Origin of the sequence: Pseudoalteromonas sp. S1650, from assembly GCF_005887195.1 — a bacterium.
GTDB lineage: Bacteria > Pseudomonadota > Gammaproteobacteria > Enterobacterales > Alteromonadaceae > Pseudoalteromonas > Pseudoalteromonas simplex.
On record NZ_PNDF01000034.1, the window covers coordinates 1 to 24,589 of the forward strand.

The 24,589-nt window shown below is 41.6% G+C and carries 21 protein-coding genes; 10 read left to right on the plus strand and 11 right to left on the minus strand.

Annotated features, from left to right (window positions below):
• The first annotated feature begins 84 nt into the window (after nt 1–84).
• The 7 genes from epd (at nt 85) to CWB80_RS11750 (ending at nt 8,215) form a co-directional block, all read left to right on the plus strand.
• Complete coding sequence (gene epd / locus CWB80_RS11720) at nt 85–1,101, plus strand: erythrose-4-phosphate dehydrogenase (RefSeq protein ID WP_138599590.1); 1,017 nt, start codon at nt 85–87, stop codon at nt 1,099–1,101.
• A gap of 42 nt (nt 1,102–1,143) precedes the next feature.
• Nucleotides 1,144–2,319 (plus strand): phosphoglycerate kinase, encoded by a 1,176-nt coding sequence (locus CWB80_RS11725; protein WP_138599591.1) that lies wholly within the window; start codon nt 1,144–1,146, stop codon nt 2,317–2,319.
• Nucleotides 2,320–2,515: 196 nt separating this feature from the next.
• Nucleotides 2,516–3,580, plus strand: coding sequence for a class II fructose-bisphosphate aldolase (gene fba, locus CWB80_RS11730; RefSeq protein WP_054551166.1), 1,065 nt, complete (start codon nt 2,516–2,518; stop codon nt 3,578–3,580).
• 400 nt (nt 3,581–3,980) lie between these two features.
• Nucleotides 3,981–4,931, plus strand: a complete 951-nt coding sequence (locus CWB80_RS11735) for a porin (RefSeq protein WP_138599592.1) — start codon at nt 3,981–3,983, stop codon at nt 4,929–4,931.
• A gap of 146 nt (nt 4,932–5,077) precedes the next feature.
• Nucleotides 5,078–5,767, plus strand: coding sequence for a phosphate regulon transcriptional regulator PhoB (gene phoB / locus CWB80_RS11740; protein WP_054551169.1), 690 nt, complete (start codon nt 5,078–5,080; stop codon nt 5,765–5,767).
• Nucleotides 5,768–5,823: 56 nt separating this feature from the next.
• The gene (gene phoR / locus CWB80_RS11745; RefSeq protein ID WP_054551170.1) at nt 5,824–7,155 is read left to right on the plus strand and encodes a phosphate regulon sensor histidine kinase PhoR; all 1,332 of its coding nucleotides are present in this window, start codon (nt 5,824–5,826) and stop codon (nt 7,153–7,155) included.
• A 91-nt stretch (nt 7,156–7,246) separates the two neighbouring features.
• Nucleotides 7,247–8,215 carry a PstS family phosphate ABC transporter substrate-binding protein gene (locus tag CWB80_RS11750; RefSeq protein ID WP_054551171.1) on the plus strand — a complete coding sequence of 323 codons (969 nt, stop codon included), beginning with the start codon at nt 7,247–7,249 and terminating at the stop codon, nt 8,213–8,215.
• 51 nt (nt 8,216–8,266) lie between these two features.
• Here CWB80_RS11750 and mdoH read toward each other — a convergent pair whose 3' ends face one another.
• The 10 genes from mdoH to CWB80_RS11800 form a co-directional block, all read right to left on the minus strand.
• Nucleotides 8,267–10,249: a glucans biosynthesis glucosyltransferase MdoH gene (gene mdoH, locus CWB80_RS11755; protein WP_138599593.1), complete on the minus strand. Its 1,983-nt coding sequence runs from the start codon at nt 10,247–10,249 to the stop codon at nt 8,267–8,269.
• Nucleotides 10,221–11,939: an OpgD/OpgG family glucan biosynthesis protein gene (locus CWB80_RS11760; RefSeq protein WP_138599594.1), complete on the minus strand. Its 1,719-nt coding sequence runs from the start codon at nt 11,937–11,939 to the stop codon at nt 10,221–10,223. The genes mdoH and CWB80_RS11760 overlap by 29 nt, the downstream gene beginning before the upstream one ends.
• A 352-nt stretch (nt 11,940–12,291) precedes the next feature.
• Nucleotides 12,292–12,492: a hypothetical protein gene (locus tag CWB80_RS11765; protein ID WP_370625252.1), complete on the minus strand. Its 201-nt coding sequence runs from the start codon at nt 12,490–12,492 to the stop codon at nt 12,292–12,294.
• A 96-nt stretch (nt 12,493–12,588) separates the two neighbouring features.
• Complete coding sequence (gene panC / locus CWB80_RS11770; RefSeq protein ID WP_054551175.1) at nt 12,589–13,440, minus strand: pantoate--beta-alanine ligase; 852 nt, start codon at nt 13,438–13,440, stop codon at nt 12,589–12,591.
• Nucleotides 13,441–14,235, minus strand: a complete 795-nt coding sequence (gene panB / locus CWB80_RS11775) for a 3-methyl-2-oxobutanoate hydroxymethyltransferase (RefSeq protein WP_138599595.1) — start codon at nt 14,233–14,235, stop codon at nt 13,441–13,443.
• A 29-nt stretch (nt 14,236–14,264) separates the two neighbouring features.
• On the minus strand, nt 14,265–14,753 hold the full coding sequence (gene folK / locus CWB80_RS11780; RefSeq protein WP_054551177.1) for a 2-amino-4-hydroxy-6-hydroxymethyldihydropteridine diphosphokinase: 489 nt from the start codon (nt 14,751–14,753) through the stop codon (nt 14,265–14,267).
• Nucleotides 14,754–14,755: 2 nt separating this feature from the next.
• The gene (pcnB, locus tag CWB80_RS11785; RefSeq protein WP_249362571.1) at nt 14,756–16,042 is read right to left on the minus strand and encodes a polynucleotide adenylyltransferase PcnB; all 1,287 of its coding nucleotides are present in this window, start codon (nt 16,040–16,042) and stop codon (nt 14,756–14,758) included.
• 292 nt (nt 16,043–16,334) lie between these two features.
• The gene (gene gluQRS, locus CWB80_RS11790) at nt 16,335–17,279 is read right to left on the minus strand and encodes a tRNA glutamyl-Q(34) synthetase GluQRS (protein WP_138599596.1); all 945 of its coding nucleotides are present in this window, start codon (nt 17,277–17,279) and stop codon (nt 16,335–16,337) included.
• A 20-nt stretch (nt 17,280–17,299) separates the two neighbouring features.
• Nucleotides 17,300–17,743 carry an RNA polymerase-binding protein DksA gene (gene dksA, locus CWB80_RS11795; RefSeq protein WP_054551179.1) on the minus strand — a complete coding sequence of 148 codons (444 nt, stop codon included), beginning with the start codon at nt 17,741–17,743 and terminating at the stop codon, nt 17,300–17,302.
• A gap of 212 nt (nt 17,744–17,955) precedes the next feature.
• Nucleotides 17,956–18,945 carry an AraC family transcriptional regulator gene (locus tag CWB80_RS11800; RefSeq protein WP_138599597.1) on the minus strand — a complete coding sequence of 330 codons (990 nt, stop codon included), beginning with the start codon at nt 18,943–18,945 and terminating at the stop codon, nt 17,956–17,958.
• A 147-nt stretch (nt 18,946–19,092) separates the two neighbouring features.
• On the opposite strand from CWB80_RS11800, the gene CWB80_RS11805 reads away from it, so the two are divergent.
• Nucleotides 19,093–21,636, plus strand: coding sequence for a penicillin acylase family protein (locus tag CWB80_RS11805; RefSeq protein WP_138599598.1), 2,544 nt, complete (start codon nt 19,093–19,095; stop codon nt 21,634–21,636).
• Here the strand turns inward: CWB80_RS11805 and sfsA are convergent.
• The gene (sfsA, locus tag CWB80_RS11810; RefSeq protein ID WP_138599599.1) at nt 21,626–22,345 is read right to left on the minus strand and encodes a DNA/RNA nuclease SfsA; all 720 of its coding nucleotides are present in this window, start codon (nt 22,343–22,345) and stop codon (nt 21,626–21,628) included. The genes CWB80_RS11805 and sfsA overlap by 11 nt on opposite strands.
• 149 nt (nt 22,346–22,494) lie before the next feature.
• Here sfsA and pepB point away from each other — a divergent pair, with 149 nt between their 5' ends.
• Nucleotides 22,495–23,790, plus strand: coding sequence for an aminopeptidase PepB (gene pepB, locus CWB80_RS11815; protein WP_054551182.1), 1,296 nt, complete (start codon nt 22,495–22,497; stop codon nt 23,788–23,790).
• 197 nt (nt 23,791–23,987) lie between these two features.
• Nucleotides 23,988–24,554 carry a phosphoribosyltransferase gene (locus tag CWB80_RS11820; protein ID WP_054551183.1) on the plus strand — a complete coding sequence of 189 codons (567 nt, stop codon included), beginning with the start codon at nt 23,988–23,990 and terminating at the stop codon, nt 24,552–24,554.
• The last annotated feature ends 35 nt before the right edge of the window (nt 24,555–24,589 follow it).

Here is a 24,589-nt window from a genome sequence, read left to right on the forward strand (position 1 = left end):
AAAACTTCAAAGGTCGATTACAATACCGCCATCTAAAAGGCAGCTGCCTTTATCTGCAAGCAAATAGAGTGGATTTTCTTCTTCATGGCAATCAAACTTGCAATTAATGGTTTTGGTCGAATCGGGCGCAACATCGTCCGTGCTCTGTATGAGTCTGGGCTTGAAGATCAAATCAAAATTGTCGCTATTAACGAATTAGCCGACCCTAAGGGCATTGCCCATCTCCTTAAATACGATACATCTCATGGCCGCTTTTCATTTCCAGTTAATCTTGGCGAAGATACTTTAACGGTTGCTAACGACTCTATAGCCTTATTTGCAGAAGAAAACCCTGCAGAACTGCTATGGCAAACGCTTGATGTTGATGTGGTTCTTGAATGTACTGGGGTGTATCACTCTCGTGAACATGCAGAACTACACTTAGCTGCTGGTGCAAAAAAAGTATTGTTTTCGCAGCCTGCAGATGCTGATGTCGATGCCACAATTGTGTATGGTATTAACGATGATGAGCTAAAAGCTGAACATACGATTGTTTCAAACGGTTCATGTACCACAAACTGTATTGTGCCAGTGATTAAAGTGCTGGATGACGCATTTTCGATTGAATCTGGGGCTATTACAACGATTCATGCCTCGATGCATGATCAGCAAGTGATTGATGCGTATCATCATGATTTACGCCGCACTCGTGCTGCAAGCCAATCTATTATTCCGGTAGATACAAAGCTTGCTCGTGGTATTGAGCGTATTTTGCCTAAGTTTCATAGTCGCTTTGAAGCCATTGCTGTTAGGGTACCCACTATCAACGTGACGGCGATGGATTTAAGTGTAACAGTGAATACCGATGTGAATTTAGCGACTGTTAATCAAGCACTTAAGTTAGCTGCAAAAGACCGCCTTGACGGTATTTTAAGTTACACTGAAGAGCCATTGGTATCGGTAGATTTTAATCATGACCCACATTCTTGTATCATAGATGGCACTCAGACACGTGTTAGTCATAAACGACTGATAAAGTTGTTAGTGTGGTGCGATAATGAGTGGGGCTTTGCGAATCGTATGCTCGACACTGCGCGTGCGATGATGGCTGTAAGCCAATAATTTATAAATATAATATTAGTATCGTTAACTAAGGAGAAGTCCATGTCGGTCATTAAAATGGCAGATTTAGATTTAAACGGCAAACGCGTGTTAATTCGTGAAGATTTAAATGTGCCTGTAAAAGAAGGTAAAGTGACCTCTGATGCGCGTATTCGTGCAGCATTACCAACTATCAAATTAGCGTTAGAAAAAGGCGCTAAAGTAATGGTGATGTCACACCTTGGCCGCCCTACGGAAGGGGAATATGATGAAGCGTTTTCACTTGCCCCTGTGGTTAATTATTTAAATGATGCCCTTGAGCAAACAGTTCGTCTAGAAAAAGACTACCTAGAAGGCGTAGACGTTGCTGATAACGAAGTGGTTGTTTTCGAAAACGTGCGTTTTAACGCTGGCGAAAAGAAAAACGACGAAGCATTGTCTAAAAAACTAGCTGCATTATGTGATGTTTACGTAATGGACGCATTTGGTACGGCTCACCGTGCACAAGCATCGACTCACGGTGTGGGTTTATTTGCTGATGTTGCATGTGCAGGTCCACTACTTGCGGCAGAGTTAGACGCACTAGGTAAAGCGCTTGATAACCCAGCTCGTCCTTTAGTTGCTATCGTTGGTGGCTCTAAAGTATCGACTAAGTTAACTGTACTTGATTCACTTTCTAAAGTGGTTGACCAACTTGTAACAGGTGGTGGTATCGCTAATACCTTCATCGCAGCAGCAGGTCACTCAGTAGGTAAGTCTTTATTTGAAGCTGATTTAATTGATGAAGCAAATAAATTAAGTGCGGCAGCAAAAGCTAATAACGGTGAAATCCCGGTACCAACTGATGTTGTTGTAGGTAATGAGTTCTCAGAATCTGCAGTGGCAACACTAAAAGATGTGAATGAAGTAACAGACGAAGACATGATCTTCGATATTGGTCCTGATACAGCAAACCAATTAGCAAAAATCATTGCTAATGCAGGCACCGTTGTATGGAATGGTCCAGTAGGTGTATTTGAATTTGACCAATTTGGCAACGGCACACGTGCTATTGCTGATGCGATTGCTAACTCAAGTGCATTCTCGATTGCTGGTGGCGGTGATACGCTTGCAGCGATTGATAAATACGGCATTGCCGATAAAGTTTCTTACATTTCAACCGGTGGTGGTGCTTTCCTTGAATTTTTAGAAGGGAAAAAATTACCAGCAGTTGCTATGCTTGAAGAACGTGCTAAGTAATTAGTGCGTATGCCAGCGTAGTTATTAGGTAATTACGCTGGTTTAGCTGTTAATAAAATACCTCTCACCCTCGTTTTATTTACAGCTGTTACGGTAGGCGCGAGCTTTTCGTGATGCAGTGATGCATCAAAAAATAACTTATCCGTTCAAACTAGATAGTAGGAAACTACTGTCGATACAATTTGGAGAATACCAAATGGCTTTAATCAGTATGCGACAACTTCTTGATCATGCAGCTGAAAATGGTTACGGCGTACCTGCTTTTAACGTTAATAACCAAGAGCAAATGCGCGCAATTATGGAAGCGGCTGACAAAACAAACAGCCCGGTAATTGTACAAGGTTCAGCAGGCGCACGTGCCTATGCTGGTGCCCCTTTTATTCGTCATATGATTTTAGCTGCCGTTGAAGAATGGCCACATATTCCAGTCGTAATGCACCAAGATCACGGTACTTCACCAGGTGTATGTCAGCGTTCAATCCAGTTAGGCTTTTCATCAGTTATGATGGATGGCTCATTAATGTCTGATGGTAAAACTCCTTCAAGTTATGAATACAATGTTGATGTTACTCGTCAAACCGTTGAAATGGCACATGCTTGTGGTGTGTCTGTAGAAGGCGAGTTAGGTGTTTTAGGTTCACTTGAAACAGGTGAAGCAGGTGAAGAGGACGGCGTGGGTGCAGAAGGTAAATTATCTACTGATCAAATGCTAACAGATCCTGAAGAAGCCGCTGATTTCGTTCGTAAAACTCAAGTTGATGCACTTGCTATTGCTTGTGGTACATCACATGGTGCGTACAAATTCACGCGTCCACCAACAGACGATATCTTAGCGATTGATCGCATCAAAGAGATCCACGCGCGTATTCCTAACACGCACTTGGTGATGCATGGTTCGTCTTCAGTGCCACAAGAGTGGTTAGAAGTGATCAACCAATACGGTGGTGAAATCCCTGAAACCTATGGTGTGCCAGTAGAGCAAATCATCGAAGGTATTAAATACGGTGTTCGTAAAGTAAATATCGATACCGATCTTCGTTTAGCATCTACAGGTGCAATTCGTCGCCACTTAGCTTTAAACCCAGCTAACTTCGATCCACGTAAATACTTAGCTGAAGCAACGAAAGCAATGACTGAGATCTGTGTTGCTCGCTACGAAGCCTTTGGTACGGCAGGTCAAGCTGGTAAGATCAAGCCTATCTCTTTAGATGATATGCACCTTAAATACTTATCAGGTGAACTTGATCCACAAATCAAGTAATTGATAATAAGTTGAAAAAGCCGGCTTGCATGCCGGTTTTTTATTGCCTTGATCAAGACGGATCAGCGATTTACTTACTCGTGCTTTTCAGGATCACTGTTTTACTAACCTTCGCTTCCACGGATCATTATTTTACTAGTTGTATACTGATCATATGCTTTTCTTTGCTCAGCTTTTAAACGAAATGCTGAGTGTCTTAACATTAAATCAACAAGTTATCTTACTATCTAAGTAAAAAACTGATCTGTGGGTGATCAACTTGGTAAAAACCTGATCTTGATCTGATAGGGTTAGTAGATCAGTGATCCGTGATTTTTGTGTGAAATATAGCCACCTTGCCTTGACCAAAAGCCCTTTATGTTCGATTTTTAAGTTACTGCTTAAATTAAGGATCGCTACCATGAACAAACCTGCCATGATGTTGTCGAGCTTTGCAATGTGCTTTATTTCTTTTCATAGTGTTGCCGAAGCTGTAGATGTGTATGGTCGGGCCCATTTAGGGGTTGCTAATAGCGACACTGGCGATGGCAGCGAAACGTCTATTGAGAGCTACAGTTCACGTATGGGTATCAAAGGCAGTGGTGAAATAAGTGATGGATTAAAAGCTGTATATAAGTTTGAATTTGCAGTAAATGCGGCTGATCAAGATAGCGATGGTAAAACAGAAGAGAATATTACCGCTCGCAACCAATATGTTGGTCTTCAAGGCAGTTATGGGCAGGTAGTGCTTGGTCGACATGATACAGCGTTAAAAGTATCGCAGGGTAAAATTGATTTAATGAACGACTTTAATGGTGATGTTAAAGCCTTATTTAATGGCGAAAATCGCCTTGGCGATGTGGTTCATTATAGCTCGCCAATTGTCGGCAATATGCAATTTGTGGTCACCTATATTGCTGAAGATAATTCTAAACAAGACGAAGAAACCGGTATCTCTGCGGCCTTTATGTATGGTGATAGTAAATTTAAAAAAGCGCCTTACTTTGTCAGTGTTGCCCACGACAGTAAAGTAGCCGGTTATGATACAACACGGTTTACGGCGCAAGGTAAATTAGGCGATTTAACCTTAGGTGGTATGTATCAACAAAGCGAAAAAGTAGCTGGTTCTGATAAAGAAGATGGCTTTTTGGTAAGTGCATCCTACAAAATAGATAAATATAAGTTATTGGCGCAATACCAAGATACTGATGGTAACTTCGGTAAGTTAAAAGATTCGGGGAGTGGTACCTCTGTTGGCGTTGAACGAAGCCTGTCAAAACAAGCACGTATGTACATGTGGTATACGCGGTTTTCACTAGATAATAATGCTGATGAAGATCACTTGGCAGTCACTTTAAGGTATGACTTTTAATCCGAAATTTACTATTAAAGCGTAAAAAATGGCTATTTTTGCATTGATTTTTTTGCGCTTTTTGAATTACTCGTTAGACTTTCATAAAAATGTCATACTTAGTCATAATAATGAAACCAGTTCGCTAACGAAAGAGATAAATTGGAATGTCACGTAAAGTACTAGTCGTCGATGACGAAGCGCCTATCAGAGAGATGCTGGTTTTTGTTCTAGAGCAAAATGGTTTTCAAGCAATTGAAGCAGAAGATTATGACTCTGCAATTGAAGCTATGGTAGAACCATACCCAGATATGGTTTTATTAGATTGGATGTTACCAGGTGGTAGCGGTATTCAAATTGCGAAAAAATTTAAGCAAAACGAATACACTCGTCAAATTCCTATCATCATGCTAACAGCTCGCGGTGAAGAAGAAGACAAAGTACGCGGTCTTGAAGTAGGTGCTGATGATTACGTAACAAAACCATTTTCTCCTAAAGAATTAATGGCGCGCATTAAAGCGGTTATTCGCCGTGTTTCACCAACCTCATTAGAAGAAGCCATTGAAGTTCATGGTTTACGCCTTGATCCAATCTCACACCGTGTAACATCAGAAGGGAGTGAATTAGATATGGGTCCAACTGAATTTAGATTACTCCATTTCTTCATGACGCATCCAGAACGTGTTTACAGCCGTGAACAATTACTTGATCATGTATGGGGAACAAATGTATATGTAGAAGACCGTACAGTTGATGTACATATTCGTCGTCTACGTAAAGCGATTGCACCATTAGGGCATGACCGTTTAGTACAAACCGTTCGTGGTGCAGGCTATCGTTTTTCAAGTAAATTATAAGTGTCATAGCAATGACCTTAACAAGCTAATTTACATACTTAAGGTAAAGTGAGTGTATGTATCGAGTAGTGAATAAACAGGCGTTAGCAAAACGCCTGTTTATGTATTTCTTACCTTTGTTATTAGTTGGCGTACTTGTAGGTGCGCCTTTTTTGCTTTTATTTTTAGGCTCTTTTGCACTGCTAATTTGGCATTATCATCAATTATATCGCCTCAGCGATTGGCTTCTTAATCAACGTAGTTTCAACCCACCCGAAGGGGAGGGAGCGTGGGAGCAAGTCTTTGAAGGGATCTATCACTTACAACATCGAAACCGTAAAAAACGTAATGAACTGGCAGACTTAATACGCCGCTTTCGTGATGGCGCCGAGGCTGTGCCTGATGCGGTAGTGGTTTTACAAAAAGATCTCAGCATCATTTGGTGTAACCAATTGGCTTTAAAGGTTTTAGGGTTACAGTGGCCTACCGATCATGGGCAACGCTTAGATAATCTTATTCGCGATCCTAAGTTTGCAAAGTACATGAATAAAGCCTGTTTCGATGAACCGCTCGAGCTTGATGGTGGCCACAGCTACGATCAAACCTTAGAGTTTCGTGTTATGCCCTATGCAAGTTCACAGTTGATGATGGTGGTGCGTGATGTTACTCGCTTAAAGCAACTTGAGCAGATGCGTAAAGATTTTGTGGCCAATGTTTCTCATGAGCTGAGAACACCACTTACAGTGGTAACCGGTTATTTAGAAATGCTTGATTCAGATAGCTTACCACCTCCTGCAATGTGGCAAAAAGCGCAAACTACCATGCTTGAACAATGTAAGCGCATGGACAGTCTGGTTAATCAATTATTGTCGTTGTCGCGTATTGAAGGGGCACGTCGTCAAGATAACGATAAGCCGGTTAATGTGCCGCAGTTACTTACCTATATTCAAACCGAAGCACAGTCATTAAACCAAGACAAAGGCCATGAGCTTATCTTTAATGTTGATGCGAGCTTAGACATTAAAGGGGCCGAAGATGAATTACGAAGTGCCTTTTCTAACCTTGTGTTTAACGCCATTCATTACACCAAGCCCGGTGGCAAGATTGTGGTTGATTGGCAGCTTAAAAATAACCAAGCCGCGTTTAGTGTGACCGATAATGGTGATGGTATTGCTGCTGAACATATTAACCGTTTAACGGAACGTTTTTATCGTGTTGATAAAGCGCGTAGCCGCACTACAGGTGGGTCAGGATTAGGTTTAGCGATTACAAAACATGTACTTACAAGGCATGACAGTCGTTTAGATATCAGCAGTAAATTAGGCCAAGGCTCGACCTTTGCGTTTGCATTTGGTAGCGAAAAAGTCGTGCGTTTAACAGATAATATTAAAAAAACTGCAAAGTCATAAAAATGTCATTTAAGGGTAATCTAACTGTCATCTAGTGTCATTAGAGTAGACCGCAGTTAGGAAATGGGACGAACAAATCGGAGTAACCCCTATGAAATTCAAAAATCTCGTTGCCGCAATGGGTGTGGCTGTAACAACATTTGTATCAGCACAAGCAGCTGCAGTTGATAAAGATATGCCTGAGTACACTAAAGTAAGTGGTATCTCTGGTAACTTCTCATCTGTAGGTTCTGACACGCTTGCAAACATGATGACGTTCTGGGCAGAAGAGTACAAGCGCTTCTATCCAAACGTAAACATTCAAATCCAAGCAGCGGGTTCTTCAACTGCTCCTCCAGCATTAACTGAAGGGACAGCAAACTTCGGCCCAATGAGCCGTCGTATGAAGTCAAAAGAAATTGAAGCATTCGAAAAGCGTTACGGCTACAAGCCAACTGAAGTACGCGTTGCAATCGATGCTCTTGCTGTATTCGTACACAAAGATAACCCAATCAAAGGTTTACGTATTGACCAAGTTGATGCGATTTTCTCTTCAACACGTAAATGTGGTGCTGATGCACAGGTTAATCGTTGGAGCGAAGTAGGTCTTGAGGGCGATTGGGCAGCAAAAGATATTCAGCTTTACGGTCGTAACTCAGTATCGGGTACTTACGGTTACTTCAAGAAGAAAGCACTTTGTAAAGGTGACTTCCGTAACAACGTAAACGAACAACCTGGTTCTGCATCTGTAGTACAGTCAATCTCTTCTTCAGTGAATGCGATTGGTTACTCAGGTATCGGTTATAAAACATCAGGTGTACGTACGGTTCCACTTTCTAAGAAAGGCGACAACTTTGTTGATGCAACATTAGAAAACGTAGCAACAGGTAAATACCCACTATCTCGTTTCTTATACGTTTACGTGAACAAGCACCCTAACAAGCCGCTTTCACCAATCGATGCAGAGTTCTTAAAAATGGTTCTTTCTGTAGACGGTCAAAAAATTGTTGAGAAAGATGGTTATGTGCCACTTTCAGGTAAAATGGCAATGGCTGAACTTAAAAAGCTAGGCCTTCTGTAACAACCATACAGACATAGACGAAAAAACCGCTCAGTGAGCGGTTTTTTTCGTTTAGCTTTTAGCAAATAATTTTGCCTTAATGCGTTGCTGAGCAAGACGTACTTGCTTACGCTTTTTACCCGAGGGAGCCTTAAAGCTTTGAATTGGCATTACCGTTGGGTATTCATTAGGTAGTGCAGGTACACTAAAGTCAGCGTGCTCATCCTTAGGTAAACCAATTTCTTGTTGATGTACACGAAGTGCCGCTAAGGTATCATCGTTTTCAACTTCACTTGGACATAAGAATAAGCCCATTTTACGCATTTTCACACCTAAGCCGATGCTGCTTGAGTAACGTACAATTGGCGCTGCTAAAATAAGGCCCACTAAAATAGGTGATAACCACCAAAAGAAGGTCGGTGTGTAATAGTAAGCAACCGAGCCCCAAATAATCGCGGTAATAGTCGAAAATAACGTATAACCAATCGCTTCCTTCCACGGTACCATTCTACCTTCACGAGGCTGTGCATCCCAGCTCACTTTTTTACCTAAAAATACGCACACGACAAAATAGCTATGAAATACCATCATTAGCGGCGCAATCACAATAGCAAAAACCGTTTCGATGAGTGAACCTGCAATTAGCTTCATCGTGCCACCAAAGGCTTTATTACGGTGTACTAAAGTCACAATAATACCCATTAATTTAGGTAGTAACAGTAATACGGCAGTAATGAATAACAACGAATCAATTAGATCCGTTTTGGCAATTTGCCAGGTTGGGAAAAGCTGATAAGCATGGTTAAAGTATACGTCGCTATTAAGAGCACGAGTCACTGCATCTAAGGTACTTAATGCCAGCATTGATAACCAGATTAACGATGAAATATACGCTGTGGCACCAAATAAAAAGTGCATTTTACTCATTAGCTTAAGGCCAGATTTAGGCAATAAACCTAAATGCTGGATATTTCCTTGCACCCATCGTCTATCTCGAATTGCGTAATCGAGAATGTTACTTGGCACTTCTTCGTAGCTACCTTCAACATCACTCAGCAGTAACACATCCCAGCCACTACGGTGTAGCAGTGAGGCTTCAACAAAGTCATGACTTAAGATTTCACCGCCAAATGGGGCATTGCCTTTTAAAACTGGCAGGCCGCAGCATTTTGTAAATGCTTCAACGCGAATAATTGCATTGTGACCCCAGTAGTTTGCTTGGTTTGTTTGCCAAAAAGCAGAACCAGTTGCCAACATTGGGCTATATAAAATCGATGCAAACTGTAAAAAGCGACCAAAAAACGTGTCTTGGCGAACCGGAATAGGGATCGTCTGGATCAAACCTGATTTTGGATTGCTGATCATGCTAGAAGTCAGTTCAAGCATACATTGACCCGTCATAATGCTATCGGCATCAAGCACAATCATATGATCGTATTGGCTGCCCCAACGTTCACAAAAGTCAGTTAAGTTACCTACTTTACGGTGTTTGTTGTCTTCACGGCGACGATAAAAAGTATGCGCAGCTAAATCACCTAAACGCTTAGTGAGAGCATTCCATGCTTTTAGTTCATTACGTGCGATTTCAGGGTCTTGCGTATCACTAAGTAAGTAAAAATCGTAATGTGGCATTTGTCCTGTTTTGGCCAGCGAGCGAAGGCTAACCTCAAAACCGGCAATTACACGCTCTGTATCTTCGTTGTAGATAGGCATAACAATGGCTGTTTTCGTTTGGCTCAAGGCATGCTGATTAATCTCGATTGGCTTTTGACGTTTTAAGGTCAACGGGTCAATACGAAATAATTGCAAGATAAAGCCCATACAGCCACTACAAAAGGCTGTAACAATCCACGCGAAGGTGACTGTAAATAATGCCAGTAAAGCGTACTCAAGCGGTGTCATGCCGTTAGAATTTAAAATATCGAACATGATCCACACGCCATAGGCGGTAATGCTGAGCGCTAGGCTCGAAAAAAGCCAAGCGCGGGTTTTCTTAAATGGCATTGCTGTTGCTTCTAACGCTTTACTATTGGACGTCGTTTGGATACCAGACATAGCTCCATACCTCGCTGATTTCTTTATCACGTAGTTTTAACGATAAGCGCATATCAACTGGCTTATCTCCCTCTGGCGCCACTTTAAAGGCTACGCGCCATCCTTGATTGTTTGGTAACAGCTGTACCGTTTTATCGCTTATTTGCCCAGCAGAGAGTGTAAGATCCGCTTGCATGGCAAAATTAGCAGATAGTTGATTAATGGTTTCGCCACTAAAATCAACGGTAAATTGGCGGTGGCTTTTTGGTGGTGGATTGTCTTCACCAGGTAATGCTGCACTACCAATTCGAGTTCTTAACACACTCGCTTTATCTTGAGTTGCAAGCGTGGCATTGAAAGTCGAAAGCTTGTAACTAAAGCTTAAGCTGTCACCGGCTTTCATTGGCTGCTCTGGCACCCAGTAGCTAACAATATTGTCGTTGGTTTCTGTATCTGTTGGGATCTCTACTAACTCAACGCGCCCTTTACCCCAATTACCTTCTGGCTCAATCCACATACTCGGACGGTTGTGATAATGTGCTTCGGTATCAAGGTAGTTATTAAAGTCACGGTCTCGCTGTGCAAGACCAAAGCCTTTCGGGTTCTCGTAGCTAAACGAAGTGACACTTAGCTTCTTCGGGTTATTCAGTGCGCGCCAAACCCATTGACCTTGTTCTGATTGCATTAGAAGGCCGTCAGAGTCATGTACTTCAGGGCGGTAGTCGTCGAAGAACTTTGTACTGTTTTCACCGTGGTAGAACATACTTGTTAGCGGGGCAATACCAAGCTTTTTGATGTCTTTGCGGGCGAAAATTTGCATTTGAGTTTTCACTTCAGTGTTGGTCGAAGGTGTTAATTCAAAACGATAGGCGCCCGACACAGATGGGCTATCTAATAATGCGTAGAGCACGATAGTGGTATCTTCGGGTGCTGGTTTTACTAACCAGAACTCTTTGAATACAGGGAATTCTTCACCTGAACTAAGAGCAGTATCCACCGCAAGCCCTCGAGCTGACAGACCATATACTTGGTGCGGACCAACTAAACGAAAATATGAAGCACCTTGGAACACAGCCACTTCATCTTTGTACTGGTTGTTGTTCAGTGGAAAATGCAAACGAAAACCTGCATGGCCAAGTTGGGTATTGGCAATCGCGGTACTGATCTCTTGCTCTAACGGGGCAGCAGTTGCATCATAACGATAGTAATCTGTTTTAAAAGGTAAACTTTTTACTTCAGCGTTTTGTTCAAGAGTATTAATTGCAACCGGTGAACGATATAAAAAGCCTGGGTGGAACAACTGCACTTCATAAAGGCTTTGATCTTTCCAAATTGCTTGCTCAGTACGAAAACGGATTGCACGGTAGTCTTGGTAATTGATGCTTGTGAGCGCCTCAAGTTCAAGATCTTTCGGGGCTACATAAGGCTCTGAAGCGAGTTTTTTAGCACGCGCAGTGATAACATCAAATAGCTTTTCTTGGGGAATAGTGATCATCTCAGGCTTAAGCTCAACAGCAGCCTTTTCCTTTGAGGCCAGTTTTTCATTTTCGGCTGCTTGAACTTTAACGGCTGTTTGTTCTGTTTTAGTTACGTTTGATTGATCTTGTTCTTCAATTGCGTATGTATGACCTGCGCTCATGGCTAATAATACGCCCAATAAGGTCTTCTTTTTAGCAGCACTGAAGAGCTTGGTTCGAGTTTCTGGTCTCATTCAATTTTCCTTTAGCCGTAAATCACGTTAATTCATTCATATCCCTTAGCAATTACTGAACCCAAAATAAAAACTAATAATCTCAATGACTTTGAGTTGGTGCAGTTAAATGCGAAGAGTAAAATTTTGAAATTAGTGAGAAACAATTACATGGTTGCAGTTGTTTATTCGTCACCAATATAGATAAGTTTAATGAACGAAAGCTTGCCCTAATATGAATAGATTAAAGGGTAAACAAAAATATGAACAAAATTACCAGAGGCTTAATTATGGAAATGAAATTGTAATCGAGAAGAGAAGTGCAGGCACCGAACAGGTTTCAGTGCCCTAATAAGCGAGCTAAAAGTAAGTATTATTTAACTTCACCTAATTTTTCGGCATTAGCTTTACATTGATTATAAGCTTCAATGCACTTGTTACTACACACCTTATGAACTAAGCCATCAGCAGTGCTTTGTTGTTCACAGCTTGCCTCGCATTGGTAGTTTTGTTGAGCGCATTGTTGCATTTCTGGGTTTTCAATTTTATTTGAGCAAGCAGACAGTAATGTCATAGCAAATAATGTTGCTGCAATTGCAGGTAGTTTTTTCATGCTTATCCCTAGTTTATGTCTTTTCTTTGCAATCCATCTTACCCAGATTATTGCTATTTAATCCAGCTCAACTTGTAAATTGTCAATTAAACGTACTGAGCCCAAATAAGCAGCAGCTAAAATAACAAGTTGTTTATCAGCCGTTGTTGCAGGCTTTAATGTTGAGCGCTCTGCTACCGCATAATAGTCAGGTTTAAGGCCTGCACTTTCAAGCTGTGCTTTTGCATCAGCCTCAAGTGTAGCAATGTCTGCATTGCCTTGCTTCAGTGCTGTTGCTGTATTATTTAACGTGGCAAACAGTACTTTTGCAGTGTCTTTTTGCTCATCAGATAAATAGCCATTACGAGAGCTCATAGCTAACCCAGAGATTTCACGGCAAGTAGGTACGCCAATTATCTCTACAGGGATAGATAAATCACGTGTCATGGTTTTAATCACTTGCAGCTGCTGAAAGTCTTTCTCACCAAAACAAGCAAAGTCAGGCTGTACTAAATTAAATAACTTAGTAACAACGGTTGCGACGCCTTTGAAGTGACCAGGGCGCGAGCCGCCACAATAACCCATAGAAACACCCGGCACATCGACAAAGCTTTGCTCGCCTAAACCATTTGGGTAAATCGTTTCAACGGATGGTGTAAACACGATATCAGTACCGAGTTCAGCTAAACCTTGTTTATCTTCGTTAAGTGTACGTGGGTAGCTATCAAGATCTTCGTTAGCCCCAAACTGCATTGGGTTCACAAAGATACTCACAACCACTTTATCAGCTAAGGTTTTGGCTTTTTCAACCAGTGAAAAGTGACCTTGGTGTAAATTGCCCATAGTAGGCACTAGTGCAATGCTCAGGCCTGCTTGACGCCAAGCTTTGATTTGGCTGCGTAACGATTTGATTTCAGTGATTGATTGCATTTATTTAAACTCGTGTTCGGTACTTGGGAAAGCACCACTTTTTACATCTTCACAATACTTTTGCACTGCTGCTGGCATATTGCCGGTTTCTAATAAAAAATTCTTTGAAAACTTAGGAATATAGCCTGCTGAAATACCAACTAAGTCGTGCATAACTAAGATTTGCCCATCAGTTTGATTACCTGCACCAATACCAATGGTAGGAATGTTCAGCTCATCAGTAATACGTTTAGCAAGCTCACTTGGAATACATTCTAAAACAAGTAACTGTGCACCTGCCGCCTCAAGTGCTTTCGCATCGCTAACCATTTTATCGGCTTGAGATTGCTCACGACCTTGAATTTTAAAGCCACCAAATACATGCACTGACTGAGGTGTTAAGCCTAGGTGGCCACATACTGGAATACCTTGTTGGGTCATCGCACGAATGCTGTCGTGCAGCCATTCGCCACCTTCAAGCTTGATCATGTTTGCCCCAGCACGCATCAGCTCTGCAGCATTTTTACAGGCATCAGTTGGGTTGGCATAGGTCATAAAGGGTAAGTCAGCAATTACAAATAATTCACGGCTACCTGCTCGTACGCAGCGTGTATGATAAGCAATCTCTGTGTTGGTTACTGCTAATGTGTCATCAGCACCTTGCAATACCATACCTAAAGAGTCACCAACTAAAATCACCTCGACGCCATTATCATGAAACACTTTAGCAAAACTGGCATCGTAAGCTGTTAATGCGGTGATTTTTTGTTGTTCTTGTTTCATTTTATTCAAGGTTGAAACGGTGATTTTAGACATAATTTCCTCTAAGGCTTAGCCTTGGTTGATTACTGCTGAGGGAGTTGTTGTAAATCGTTTAAAGGCAACGTTTTTGTTATATCAGCAAGTGATTGATTATTCGGTAGTACAAGTGTTGGTGCAATTTCCAACAAGGGGTAAACAACAAACTCTCGCTCTGTTAGGCCATAATGAGGCACGGTTAAGCGAGGGGTGTCTATTACGTCATTACCGAACAATAAAATATCTATATCAAGGGTACGCGGACCCCAGCGCTGTTCTTTTCTAACACGGCCATGCTCAAGCTCAATGGCTTGCGTTAAATCAAGCAACTGCTCTGGCATAAGTGCAGTTTTAACACATGCGACCGCATTTACATAATCGGGTTGATCTTGTGGCCCCATGGGTTTGCTTGCGTAATCATGGGATACACAAACAAACTCAACGTCTTCTAATGCTTTTAGGGCAGCGACAGCAGCATGAATTTGTTTACGTGGCGCGTTTAAATTGGCACCTAAACCTAAATAAACGGTATGCATACTTAGTCTACTTTTTTCTTGCGTGGGCGACGACGGCGCTTAGGGCCACCTTGGTGTCCTAAATTTTTAACCATCTCTTTTTGGCCGTTGATGTCTTGGCTTAGGTAGGTTGTCCACCAATCAGCAAGCTCTTTTTGCTGCTCTTCGCCAGCTTGCACACGCAGTAGTAAGAAATCATAGGCTGCCTTGAAGCGAGGCTGTTGAGTCAGCCTATAAGCACGTTGACCACCTCGTTTATCAAGACGTTGCTGAATATGCCAAATATCGCGTGCACCCAGTGTGAAGCGTTTTGGTACTGCTACATGTTGTGCGTTTTCACTCAATACTTTGTTCATCGCTTGTGCAAATGCATCGTACTCTGAAAGTTGATCGCGTTGTTGTAACTTTTTAGCAATGCTCAGTAATGGGAACCACAAAAGGGCTGCAAAAATAAAGGCTGGAGTGACTTTTTTATCAGCATTAATACGTTTATCGGTGTTTTTAAACATTTGCAGGATAAATGTATGTTCAAAGCCTTCAGGGTTGGCATCTAAGATTTTATCAAGCGCAGGGAATAATGCTTTGAATAAACCATACTGGCGAAGCATTAAGTAGTTTTCTTCTGCTTTGCCGTTTAAGAATAATTTGAGTGATTCTTCAAACAAACGAGCTGGCGGAATATGGTCGAGTAAATTAGCAAGGCCTTTAATTGGCTTTTCGGTGCCAGGTGCAATGCTCATTCCTAGTTTGGTGGCAAAACGCACTGCGCGTAACATGCGCACAGGGTCTTCACGGTAACGTGTTTCTGGCTCGCCAATCAGCTCAATTTGTTTTGCTTTTATCGCGCTAATGCCATTGGCATAGTCATAAATACAAAAATCGTTAATAGAGTAGTAAAGTGCATTAATCGAAAAGTCACGGCGCTCGGCATCTTCTTCGATGCTGCCATAGACATTGTCGCGCAGGAGTTGGCCGTGCTCGCTTGATTGGCTAATTTGATTTTTGCTTTCTTCGGCTTCGTGATGGCCGCGCATGGTCGCCACTTCAATAATTTCTCGACCAAACACGATATGGGCTAAACGAAAACGACGACCAATTAGACGACAGTTACGAAATAGCTTTTTGATTTGCTCAGGGGTTGCGTTTGTTACAACGTCGAAGTCTTTTGGTTGTTGGCCTAACAATATATCTCGAATACAACCACCTACAAGGTAGGCATCAAAACCACCTTCTTTAAGGCGGTACAATACTTTGATTGCATTTGGGCTAAATTGTTTGCGTGAAATACCATGTTCACTGCGTTCGATCACCAAAGGTAACTCGCTCGTTGGCAAAGCATCACTTGATGTCGTGGCATTCGGGCCAATAATCTGCCGACAAAATTGAAAAAGCTTAGAAATAATAATCTGTCTCCTACGACGCGGACTTTGCGACTCATCAAGTATAGCGTTTGTTTGATACTTCGCCGATGTGAGATTGACGTGTAATCAGTGTGTATTAAATGGCGCTAAATTAAGGTGTTGATGATTCGCACACTTTGGGTCGCTATCATATACCAGCAAGGCTGAAAAATTAAGTTACTCGGCCTTTAAAATTGGCAATTTATTTTTCAATAGTAACAAAGTTACAAAAAGGAGAGTTAGGATCCTCGCTAACTTGTATTTCTTGCACCTTTGGTATGTGTTCAAGGCGGTAAGTTTCAACAGCCCAAGCTAACATCTGTTCGGTACTTAACGATAATAGTGAACTTTCTGGCTTTAAACCTAAAAAGCGCAAGGCATCGAACAACGCGGGCTTTGGATTTGATTTTGCTATTGCGGGGGCGTAATTTTGCTTTGATAACTTAAAACCAGGTTTAGCTACCGCTAAAGGAAGGTGGGCGTATTCTGGGGCCGGTTTATTTAGTTGCTTAAACAAACTGAGTTGTCGTGCAGTCGGCTCGAGTAAATCAGCGCCGCGAACGACTCTTGTAATACCTTGTGCGATATCATCGGCGACTACGACCAGTTGGTAAGCAAATAAACCATCGCTGCGCTTTATTAAGTAATCTTCTTTGGCAAGTTGGCTATCAACATACACTTCACCTTGAATTAAATCATGGTAGTGACTGGTTGCAAATTGCTGGGTTAAACGTAGCGCTGAATCAGTTAAAGCGTGGTTTTTATACCGGCAGTGGCCTTGGTATATTCCACCGATTGCTTTAATTTCTTTGCGCGTGCAATGACATGCATAAACAAGGTTTTGCGAAATTAACTCGTCAACAATGGCTTGGTATTGCTCATGACGCTGGGTTTGGTATATGACAGGCTCGTCCCAGTAAAGACCGTAAGCCTCTAAGGTATGTAATATATCGTCGCTAGCACCGCTTACAACACGCGTTGTGTCGATATCTTCAATGCGTACTAACCATTTTCCTTGATTTGCTTTTGCATCAAGGAAGCTACCCACAGCCGCTATAAGTGAGCCAAAATGTAATGGCCCTGAAGGGGATGGCGCAAAGCGGCCACGATATTCACGCATTGGCGTGTTAACGGCTGTGGTAGACATGGGCTAATTAAAGGATGTAATTAACCGCGTCCAGATTGCTTTTCTTTAATTTCCGCAAGCGTTTTACAGTCTACACATAAATCAGCTGTAGGACGCGCTTCTAGGCGGCGGATACCAATTTCGATACCACATGATTCACAGAAACCAAAGTCATCTTCTTTGATTAATTGAATCGTTTTTTCAATTTTCTTGATCAGTTTACGCTCACGGTCACGAGTACGAAGTTCTAATGAGAATTCTTCTTCTTGTGCTGCACGGTCTACTGGATCCGGAAAGTTAGCTGCTTCGTCTTGCATATGCGATTTAGTACGGTCTACTTCGTTACGTAAATCGTTACGCCAAGCTTCTAAAATTGTTTTGAAATGAGCACGTTGTGCTTCATTCATGTACTCTTCACCTGGCTGTTCTTGGTATGGTTCCAACCCGGCCTGAGCCAATAACCCTAGTCTTTTTTGGTCTGGCATAACTTTCTCCTAAATCCTTAATATTTTGCCCAGCGTTAGCCGGCGGCTATAAATAGCAGAATCATTAGACTGAGGCAAATTTATTTTTAATTAATCCTCTTGACCTTGCACTAATGATTGCTCAAATAATTATGGGCGGTTTGGTAAGCCCTTAACTACTCGTCATTTTTTTAAATTTGCTAAGTTATATGGGCAAAAAAAAATAATACAACTTAAATAGTATATAAAGCTAAAAACTTTTTTGGCGTGGTTTTGTACCAACGCTTAAAGGCGCGTTGTAGAGCGCTTTGTTCAGAAAAGCCTAACTTGTTGCTAATTTCCAGTGCAGATAGGCCTTTTAGAAGCATCTCTTTTGCAAGTAGTTTTCGTTGCTGATCAATGAGTTTAGAAAAACTAAGTTGCTGATTTGAAAGGTGACGTTGTAAAGTGCGTTTTTTAATATTGAGTTGAATTGATGCTTGCTCAAGTGTCGGTATGTGAGGCAATTGGGTATTAATGAAAGTAACTAACTGCGAGGCATAATCATGCTGTGATACAGCTGTATCGACTTGAGATAATAAAATGTTTTCAAGCTCGGGGTTAGGAGATTGCAGTCGACATTTAAGAATCGATTTACTAAAAATAAGAGAGTTTGAGTTAGCTGAAAACTCAATAGGGCAATTAAAAACCTGTTTATAAACAGTTAAACTTTCTGGGGTTGGGGTGGGTCTAGTCAACTGTACTTTTTCAAGGCTAACATCGGTATGATTGTGACAACAGTGCTTAGCAAATGAAAGCCAACTGCTAAATAATTCATCTACCATGTAATGCTGTATGTTACTTTGAGCATGCCAGCTTAGACGACAAAACTCGTCTTCAGAAACGAGTTCAATGTGACCAATATTTCGTATTGTTTTGCTTAATCTCTGTGCATGCTCCAGTGCTTTTTCTAAGTTTTTACTCACTAATGCAACATGACCTAGTAGCCCCCAATTTTGTGCTTTTAAAGAGTTGCCAAACTCCAGCCCAATATGCTCTTGTTGTAATATTTTATCGCCATAGTGCATGAGTGACTCGTAGTCAGCGATAGGAAAGCGGGCGCTTACATCGTCCAAATCTTTCAGTCGTTCACCGAGCAAAGCTTCAATTTGGTTGCTACACATGCCTTGGCGTTCTAAAAAAAATACAAGTGAGCGAATTATCTGGCAACTGATATAAAACATAGGTCATTCATAGTTATTATTATTTTAATAGAAGTAACGCTGCATTAGTTGGCGCGCAAAGTCAATTTTTTGCGTGAAAGGTCAAGATTTAGCCTACTATTTAAGGCAAGCTGGGGAGTGGACATACAATCATAATAAGGATCCACAATGAAACTCAATCCCCTGCTAATCGGTATTGCTGCGGCTTTGCTCGTCGGCTGTAATTCAGATAAAGATAACAATGACACCACAGCTCCCGTTGTTACCCCTGACCCAGATCCAGTTGTAAAAGTAGATATTCCTGCATTTTCCGAAGGCAATACGTTACAAGCGAATGTGCGATGGACAACCTATGGTGTACCCCATATCACAGCAGCAAATTTAGAGAGTTTGGCGTTTGGAGCAGGGTTTGCATATGCAAAAGATCATGCTTGCTTATTAATGGACCAAATTATTAAAGTGCGAGGCGAACGCTCAAAATACTATGGCCCAGATAAGGTTGTTGGTAGTGGAGATTCACAGCACTTAATATCAGACTTTGGTTATAAAGCATTAGGAGTGAATGAGTACGCACTGCAACATTATGATGAACTCAATGAAGACAGTCGCGCCCACTACGAGGGGTTTGTACAGGGGTTTAATAAATACGTAACAGACACCGGTGTTGAAAACCTTGCTCCAGAGTGTGCATCGCAACCTTGGGTTACTCAACTAACAGCACAAGATATGCTTGCCTATTCAATGGCTACCGTGCAGTTAGCCAGTTCAGCTAATTTTTTAGAGTTAGCTTTTTTTGCCAACCCTGGGGATAGCAATGAATATTTACCTGTACCAATGAGCGGTGCTCCTTCAGCTGTTTCTAGTATCACTAACAACATTGCTCAGCAAGCTGCGCAATTTAAACTTGAAAAAAAATATAAACATTTGGGTTCAAACGGTTGGGGCCTAGGTAAAGACATGATGGCCAATGGCAAAGGAGGATTACTCGCTAATCCACACTTTCCTTATGAGGGAAATTTGCGGTTTTGGCAGTCTCATTTGACCATACCTGGTGCTATGGATGTAATGGGGGGGAGCCTTCAGGGAATGCCGGGCGTTATTAATATTGGCTTTAATGAGCATGTAGCTTGGACGCATACTTTTTCGACTGCGCGTCACTTTTTAATTTATCAATTGGCTTTAAATGAAAATGATAGAATGAGTTATAGTGTTGAAGATGAGCAGTACTCAATTACTGAAAAAGTCGTTACTGTTGAAGTGGCTACTGGTGCTGGCAGCACAATTGAGTTGAGCAAGCCCTTTTATTATAGCCATCATGGATTAATGCTCGAAACACCTGTAGAAAATGGCTTAGGTTGGAGTGATACTCAAGCATTTACGATAAAAGATGCTAACGAATTTAATATGGATGTCGTTGCTCAGTGGTCGGCTTTAAACCAAGCTGTAAGCCTTGAAGATATGAAAGCAGCCTTTGCTGAGTTTGATGGTGTGTCTTTCAATAACACCATGGCAGCAGACAAAGAAGGTAATGTCTTTTATGTTGACGATAGCACGGTTTTAAAGCTTGACGATCAAGCGAACTTAGCCATTCGATTACAACCAGAGCTTGTTGCTTTGAGAGAGTCCGTCGGCTTTGACATTGTTCCTGGCAATATGAAGCTATTTGAAAGCCAAGGCAAAGTACCATTTAACGAAGCGCCGCAATTAACACGCACAGATTATGTACAAAATTCTAATGACAGCTATTGGGTTACTAATCTTAACGAGCCACTCATCGGCTTTGCGGCTCAATATGGTGATGTGCATAAACCCCTATCACTAAGAACAAGAATGGGATTGAAGCTTCTTCAGCAAGGAGGAGGCGAAGATGCTAAATTTACCTTGGATGAGTTAGAGCAGGCATTAGTTGGTAATCACTTTTACCTTGAGAGTTTAGTGTTTGAAGAGCTGGCATTACAATGTTTTGCACAAGGGGACTTACCAATTGAATTAAGTAACGGTACGCAAGTTGATATCAGCCAAGCATGTGATTTATTAGCTAATGCCGATGGTAAAATGAACTTAGATACGCAAGGTGCTGCTTTATTTCGCGAGTTTGCGCACTTATTTAACGCAAAAGAGCATCTTTATGACAATTTTGATGTGACTAACCCTGCTAATACGCCAAATACATTACGCAAAGATAAAGTTGCTTTAACTGCATTGGCACATGCTGTTTATAATTTACAAGCAAATAATGTTGCACTGGATAGTCGCTTAGATGAATTACAGTTTGTCGAAAAATCACTTGCCGGTGGCAGTGGCTCAGGTGAAAAGCTACCTTGGGCTGGTCCTATGCATGTGGAAGGTGGGTTTAACGTGTTCAGATATGATCGCAGTAACTTAACGCGTTCGACACTGATCCCTTACACGGATTATGCTGTTCTAAATGATGCTGTGACGGGTAAACCTCTTGCATCAAACTTAACGCCGCAGGGATACCCTGTTAACTATGGCTCTAGTTGGATGTTTGTAATGAACTTTACAGAAAATGGCCCTGAGGCAAAAGGTTTGTTAACTATGTCACAAAGTTCAGACTCACATTCAGAACATTTTGATGATCAAAGTCGCTATTATTCTCAGTCGGCTAAGCTTAGACCTTTACTTTTTAAAGATGAAGATATTGAGCTTAACCTGATTGATGAAGTCGACCTGTCAATGACTAAGCAATAAAAGGTACTTTTTCAGCCAGTCTGATCTGGCTGGCTGAAATTTCTGCTTTATAAGCAATCACTTCAACCCCTTTTTTTATAGCTTCAGTCAAAAGCTGGGCATATTTCGGATCGATATGTTCTGCTGCACTTACTTGATTGATACCGTCGTGTAAAACTGCAAAAAGCAGAACGGCACGATGCCCTTGCTGTACCATTTCTACTAATTCCCTGACATGTTTTTGGCCACGTTCAGTTTTTGCATCCGGAAAATACCCTTGTCCGGAGTGTGGTTCTGTTTGTGAAAGTAATGTCACAGATTTTACTTCTACATAGCAATGGGGTTTATGTTCATCTGTTAGTAAAAAGTCGATACGGCTATTTTCTTGGCCGTATTTTACTTCTGCAGCAATGGTTTGATAGTCAACAAGTTCAGCAATCGCGCCTGTATTTAAAGCTTCTAGCACAACCTGGTTTGCAATAGCGGTATTAACACAAATTAAGTGGTCGAATTGGTTCTGAGTTAATTGCAAGGATTGAGGGTACTTACGTTTATCATTATCACTGGTTGAATAAAAAGCCTTAAACCCAGGCTCTGCGCAGCCCGTCATTTTGCCTGTATTAGCACAGTGAGCTGTAAACTCTGCGCCATCGGCAGTTTTTAAGTCGGCTAAAAAGCGCTTGTAGCGCTTAATTAAGGTGGCTGATTGTAATGCAGGAGTAAACTTCATGACTTTACCTGATTGGTTTTTCTTTATTGTAAGTGATTCATTACGCGGATTAAACCACACTTCATAACGCTATTTATCGCAAGCTGTTGGGAACTGACGTTGGCTGTAGTAAACTCAATCAACATTTTTAGCGCAAAGAGTATTCTAACATGTCAGAAAAATTTCTAGTTCAACTTAGCGAGCAGGGCGCTGCCGCACATTGGGGCGAAAAAGCCGCTCTTTCTTTTACTGAACAAGGCGCAACTGTTCATTTAACTGAGCAAGATACACTTAAAAACGTACAAAAAGCAGCACGTACGTTAGCTAATCAAGGCTTAAAAAATATTGCCTTAGTAGGCGATGTTTGGTGCACAGAAACACAGTGGGCTTTTTATCAAGGTTTTGTATCACCAAAGAATTTAGACGCAATTGAGTTTGTTGAAAATGCAAAAACAGACAGCAAAGAGCTGACTTCGTTAAAGCAAGCTGCGACGTGGGCTCGTCAAATGATCAATGGCACTGCGGATGATATTTTCCCAGAGAGCCTAGCTGGTAAAGCTGCTGAATTTATTCAGTCATTAGCGCCTGAGCACGTAAGCTACCAAATCATTAAAGGCGATGCTTTATTAGAGCAACAATGGATTGGTATTCACGCGGTAGGCCGTGGTAGTGAGCGTCCACCGGTATTATTGGCATTAGATTACAACCCAACGGGCGACGAAAACGCACCTGTTGCTGCTGCTTTAGTTGGTAAAGGTATTACGTTTGACTCAGGTGGTTACTCAATCAAAGCAAGTGAAGGCATGTTAGGCATGAAGTGCGACATGGGCGGTGCTGCTACAGTAACTGCAGGCTTAGCACTTGCTATTAGCCGTGGTATCAACAAACGTATTAAATTGTTTTTATGTTGTGCTGAAAACTTAATTTCAGGCCATGCCTACAAACTTGGTGATATCTTAACGTATAAAAATGGCACTACAGTTGAAATCGTTAATACTGACGCTGAAGGCCGTTTAGTCCTAGCTGATGGCTTAATGGCTGCAGGTGAGTCTGGCGCGCCATTAATCATTGATGCGGCAACACTAACAGGCGCTGCGCTTGTTGCTGTTGGTCAAGAGTACAATGCATTGTTCGGTCTTGATAAAGAGCTTGTACGTGACGTACAAGACTTTGCAGAGCAAGAAATGGAAGCTGCATGGCCATTACCACTTGAAAAATGGCATCAACAAAATTGCCCGTCGCCATATGCAGATACCGCAAATAGCCGTCCTCAAAAAGGTGGTGGTTACGGTGGTGCTTCTAATGCGGCTGGTTTCTTATCACGCTTTGTACCAAATGAAGGCAAAGGTTGGGTGCACATTGACCTTGCTGCTGCATTTAACATGGGTAGCACAAGCGAATGGGCTGCAGGCGCAACAACACAAGGTATGCGTACCGTTGCAAGAACCTTACTAGAAAAAGCATAAGCAATCATCTTTTTCAAAGCCCCTTAACTTTATCTAAGTTAAGGGGCTTTTTTGATCTAAAGGGGAATTTTACAAACTGATACAAGCTTTTTTGAGTAAATTAGTATAAAATCCCGCCCCACATTTTCTCATCCTGTGGTTAGTTTTTATTAAATTAGCTACACTAGAATGATCATTTCACACTGGGGTCTCTATTTATGTCAGATAAGTGCTATATCACTGCGCAGCAGCTTCTTGAAGATTCATTTCGTGTTGCGGCACAAGTTTATGAAGATGGTTTCCGTCCTGATTTCATCATTGGTATTTGGCGTGGTGGTGCTCCAATTGGTATCGCAGTTCAAGAATATTACGATTACAAAGGTATAGAAACTGACCATATCGCAGTGCGTACTTCTTCGTATTACGGTATTAACCAGCAATCTAAAGAGATTAAAGTTCACGGTTTGCATTACATCATCGAAAATGCCAATGCAGATAACTCATTACTAATCGTTGATGATGTGTTCGATTCTGGCCGCAGTATTTTTGCATTAAAAGAAAAGCTTTCAGAGTTAATGCGTTTAAACCTACCACGTGATATTCGCGTTGCTTGCCCATACTACAAGCCGAAGAACTCAAAAGTAGACATGGTGCCAGATTACTTCATTCATGAGTCTGAAGAGTGGCTTGTGTTCCCTCATGAGCTTTCAGGCCTAACGCCAGACGAAATTATCGAAGGTAAGTCAGATTTAGCTAATATTCATGATTTACTTGTAGAAAAGTAAGTTTGAATACCCTTGCAGTTATGAGTGTGTCCTAC